Here is a 4,153-nt window from a genome sequence, read left to right as displayed (position 1 = left end):
GATCGAATGCGCGAGCAGCACCGCCGTAGGTTTTAGCCAGAACGGTAGTGATTGCAGCGGTCAGCGTTGTTTTACCATGGTCAACGTGGCCGATAGTACCGACGTTAACGTGCGGTTTTGTACGTTCAAATTTTTCTTTAGACATCGATTGTCCCTCTAAGACACGGATAAATCGGTGATATCACCACATCAACCAGGCAATATACCTGAGCTGTTGAATGCTTTTAAAAGTAAACAGAGAGAAACGGGAAGGAGAAGTGAAGTGGTGCTGATACCCAGAGTCGAACTGGGGACCTCACCCTTACCAAGGGTGCGCTCTACCAACTGAGCCATATCAGCACGTCTGGAGCGGGCAGCGGGAATCGAACCCGCATCATCAGCTTGGAAGGCTGAGGTAATAGCCATTATACGATGCCCGCATCCTGAAACTCGGCTACCCAGTTCTTTCTGTAACAAAAAAGAGATTCTCTCTTCTTCGTACGAGCTGATTAATTTTTTAACCAACTCAGGCGGCGATAACGCTGCCAGAAAGTGGTGGTGGGGGAAGGATTCGAACCTTCGAAGTCTGTGACGGCAGATTTACAGTCTGCTCCCTTTGGCCGCTCGGGAACCCCACCGGACTTGATGGTGCCGACTACCGGAATCGAACTGGTGACCTACTGATTACAAGTCAGTTGCTCTACCTACTGAGCTAAGTCGGCATCAAGTAGCGCGCATTTTATGGAGACCTGCGTGCGCATGCAACTAAAAAATTGCATAAAATGTTCTATCGCTCACATTTTGCACTATACGACCGATAAATAATCTATCCGCACTGTGGATTGAGCAAATTTCCAGCGGTCGTTACCCTCTGATGGAGGCATTTTGCTTCACAGCGTGTTTACCTGCAGACAGAAAGTGCATCTTTATATATATGGAATGCCCGTCACATTGCTTTTCAGGTGATGATTTTTTCTTATTATTCGTCCCCATCTGGTGTTACCCTCCTGCCCATTGTCCAAATTAACTGAAATGTGACGTGCCATTGCGTGCCGGGGATGATTCGTTTTTACCACTGACCTGATACAGCAATGACAGCCAGACCATGCGTATGAGTATAAAAGAGCAAGCGTTAATGACGCCTTACCTACAGTTTGATCGCAACCAGTGGGCTGCGCTTCGTGATTCCGTGCCGATGACTCTGACCGAGGACGAGATTGCTCGTCTGAAAGGCATTAATGAAGACCTGTCGCTGGAAGAAGTTGCCGAAATTTATTTGCCTCTGTCGCGTTTACTAAATTTTTATATCAGTTCAAATCTGCGCCGCCAGGCTGTTCTGGAGCAATTCCTGGGCACTAACGGCGAACGTATTCCTTATATCATCAGTATTGCTGGCAGTGTCGCGGTTGGTAAAAGTACGACTGCGCGTGTCCTGCAGGCATTGTTGAGTCGCTGGCCAGAGCATCGCAAGGTTGAGTTGATTACTACCGATGGCTTTCTTCACCCCAATCAGGTGTTGAAAGATCGTGGACTAATGAAGAAAAAAGGCTTCCCTGAGTCCTATGATATGCATCGTCTGGTAAAATTCGTTTCCGATATTAAATCAGGTGTACCAAACGTCACGGCCCCGGTCTATTCACATCTAATTTATGACGTGATTCCTGATGGTGACAAAACTGTCGCACAGCCTGATATATTGATCCTCGAAGGATTAAATGTATTACAAAGCGGGATGGATTATCCTCACGATCCACATCATGTATTTGTTTCTGACTTTGTCGATTTCTCTATTTACGTGGACGCGCCAGAAGAATTACTCCAGACGTGGTATATCAACCGTTTCCTGAAATTCCGCGAAGGGGCATTTACCAATCCGGATTCTTATTTCCATAACTATGCGAAATTATCAGAAGATGAGGCCATTAATACGGCCACCTCTCTTTGGAAAGAAATTAACTGGCTGAATTTAAAGCAAAATATATTACCTACGCGTGAGCGTGCCAGCTTGATTATGACTAAAAGTGGCAACCATGCCGTTGAGCAAGTCAGACTACGAAAATAATAAAAAAGGGGAGCAACGGCTCCCCTTTTTATTATTCTGCACTTCTGAGTGATATTTCTCCGCCCATCCATGGTTTTATCACACCATCTTGCTCAAGCAATAGTGCGCCTTGCGCATCTATTCCCCTGGATATACCAAATATTTCTTTATCCCCGATAATCAGCTTAACGGGCCGATTGATAAAGTTATCCAGTTTTTTCCAACGGGACAGATAAGGCGCTAATCCCTCTTGCTCAAACAGTACCAGCGCAGCACGTAGATCACGGATCAGCCGGGCAGCAAGTGTATTGCGGTCAATGTTAATTCCGGCTTCCTGAAGGTTAATCCATCCTTGATTTACCACATCCTCTTCGACCCGGCGCATGGCCATGTTAATACCTGCGCCAATAACAATCTGCGCTGCATCGCCCGTCTTACCAGTGAGTTCAACCAGAATGCCCGCCAGTTTCCGGTCGAGCAGATAGAGATCGTTAGGCCATTTCACACGAACCTGATCAGCACCCAGATCGCGTAAAACCTCTGCCATGACGATACCAATAACCAGACTCAGGCCAATTGCTGCTGCCGGCCCCTGCTCCAGACGCCAGAACATTGACAGATACAGGTTAGCGCCAAACGGCGAAAACCATTTTCGCCCGCGACGTCCACGCCCGGCCTGCTGATATTCAGCGACACAGGCATCGCCTGACTCCAGTTGGCTAATTCGGTCCAGCAGATATTGGTTGGTTGAATCGATAACGGGTAAGACGGTTACATTTCCGCTATTCAGCTGGGAATGAATAAGTGCTGAATCCAACAGCTGGATAGGCTCCGGTAGGCTGTATCCTTTACCAGGAACAGTAAATACATCAACACCCCAGTCGCGCAATGTCTGAACGTGTTTATTGATAGCCGCACGACTCATTCCAAGTTTTTCACCAAGCTGTTCGCCTGAATGAAATTCACCATCTGCTAATAACGAGATGAGCGTCAGGGGTACGGTATTATCCTTCATGTAATAATCTCCACGGCATTCACTTCCCCCTGAGGTCCAATAAACCTCACTTCCGGTTCGAGCCAGACATTGAATTTTTCACCTACTTTTTGACGGACATAATGTGCAAGCTGAACAACATCCTGGCTCGTTGCATTGTCAGCATTAATCAGTACCAGTGCCTGCTGCTGATGTACTGCAGCCCCACCAATACGCATACCTTTTAGCTGGCACTGGTCGATGAGCCAGCCAGCGGCCAGTTTTACGGAACCATCCGCCTGAGGATAATGAGGCGCAGTGGGGAATTGCGAAAGCAAAATCTTTGCCACTTCAGCTGTAACAACCGGGTTTTTAAAGAAGCTTCCCGCATTACCGTGCACTTTCGGATCAGGTAGTTTTGTTGTGCGCATGTGGCAGACGGATTCAAACACCTGCAGAGGAGTCACCGTAACAGGATCAAGGCGAGCTAAGTCACCGTAGGTCAACACCGGCTGCCATTGTTTAGGCAAGCGCAGACCAACAGCCACAATTGCAAAACGATCCTGGTACTCATGTTTGAAGATGCTATCACGGTAACCAAAGCGACATTCTGCGGCATTAACGCGCAATTGCTTGGCTGTGGACAGTTCAACACAGTCAACATATTCACAGACACGTTGTAACTCTACGCCATAAGCACCAATATTCTGGATAGGTGAAGAGCCAACGCAACCGGGAATTAATGCCAGATTTTCCAGCCCCGGCATGCCAAGCTGCAGCGTATGCTGTACCAGGTTGTGCCAGTTTTCACCAGCCCCCACATGTAAATGCCACGCGTCAGGTTGTTCTGTAACCTCAATGCCCTTGATGCGGTTGATAATTACCGCACCATGGAAGGAATCAAGGAACAGGACATTACTCCCTTCGCCCAGGATCAGTACTGGGTAATGTAATGCGTTAGCTGATTGCCAGGCACTAAGTAGTTGTTGCTCGTTTTCGGCGCAGACAAGCTCGTTAGCATATTGATCGATACCGAAGGTATTCCAGGCTTTAAGGGAGTGATTCATAGACGCTTTCCTGATGCAAAATCGCGTTTAGTTTACCGCATATGCCGCAGGATGGCTTGTGTTATGGAAGAGTGGTTGTGTTGTGCCGGACGG

Annotated in this window: 4 protein-coding genes, 4 tRNA genes and 1 pseudogene; 2 read left to right on the top strand and 7 right to left on the bottom strand. The window is 47.7% G+C overall.

Annotated features, from left to right (window positions below; genetic code table 11):
• The 5 genes from AACS05_RS00805 to AACS05_RS00785 form a co-directional block, all read right to left on the bottom strand.
• Nucleotides 1-145: GTP-binding protein (locus AACS05_RS00805; protein WP_072112497.1), on the bottom strand; the 145-nt coding region annotated here is incomplete at its 3' end.
• 118 nt (nt 146-263) lie between these two features.
• Nucleotides 264-339, bottom strand: a tRNA-Thr gene (locus AACS05_RS00800).
• A gap of 5 nt (nt 340-344) precedes the next feature.
• Nucleotides 345-419: transfer RNA gene (locus AACS05_RS00795), tRNA-Gly, on the bottom strand.
• Nucleotides 420-532: 113 nt separating this feature from the next.
• Nucleotides 533-617: transfer RNA gene (locus AACS05_RS00790), tRNA-Tyr, on the bottom strand.
• A gap of 8 nt (nt 618-625) precedes the next feature.
• Nucleotides 626-701 (bottom strand) — tRNA-Thr (locus tag AACS05_RS00785).
• Nucleotides 702-720: 19 nt separating this feature from the next.
• On the opposite strand from AACS05_RS00785, the pseudogene AACS05_RS00780 reads away from it, so the two are divergent.
• Together AACS05_RS00780 and coaA are read left to right on the top strand one after the other, a co-directional pair.
• Nucleotides 721-801, top strand: a pseudogene (locus AACS05_RS00780) (hypothetical protein); the annotation flags it as partial.
• Nucleotides 802-1,090: 289 nt separating this feature from the next.
• Nucleotides 1,091-2,041 carry a type I pantothenate kinase gene (gene coaA / locus AACS05_RS00775; protein WP_045449387.1) on the top strand — a complete coding sequence of 317 codons (951 nt, stop codon included), beginning with the start codon at nt 1,091-1,093 and terminating at the stop codon, nt 2,039-2,041.
• Between the two features lie 31 nt (nt 2,042-2,072).
• Here the strand turns inward: coaA and birA are convergent, their stop codons facing one another.
• Together birA and murB are read right to left on the bottom strand one after the other, a co-directional pair.
• Nucleotides 2,073-3,035 carry a bifunctional biotin--[acetyl-CoA-carboxylase] ligase/biotin operon repressor BirA gene (birA, locus tag AACS05_RS00770; protein ID WP_045438322.1) on the bottom strand — a complete coding sequence of 321 codons (963 nt, stop codon included), beginning with the start codon at nt 3,033-3,035 and terminating at the stop codon, nt 2,073-2,075.
• Nucleotides 3,032-4,060: a UDP-N-acetylmuramate dehydrogenase gene (murB, locus tag AACS05_RS00765; RefSeq protein WP_045438317.1), complete on the bottom strand. Its 1,029-nt coding sequence runs from the start codon at nt 4,058-4,060 to the stop codon at nt 3,032-3,034. The genes birA and murB overlap by 4 nt, the downstream gene beginning before the upstream one ends.
• Nucleotides 4,061-4,153: the final 93 nt, after the last annotated feature.

This window comes from Citrobacter sp. S-77 (assembly GCF_963864895.1).
Lineage (GTDB): Bacteria > Pseudomonadota > Gammaproteobacteria > Enterobacterales > Enterobacteriaceae > Citrobacter > Citrobacter murliniae.
The sequence above is the reverse complement of the archived record's forward strand: the minus strand, read 5'-3'. Positions and strand labels throughout refer to the sequence as shown.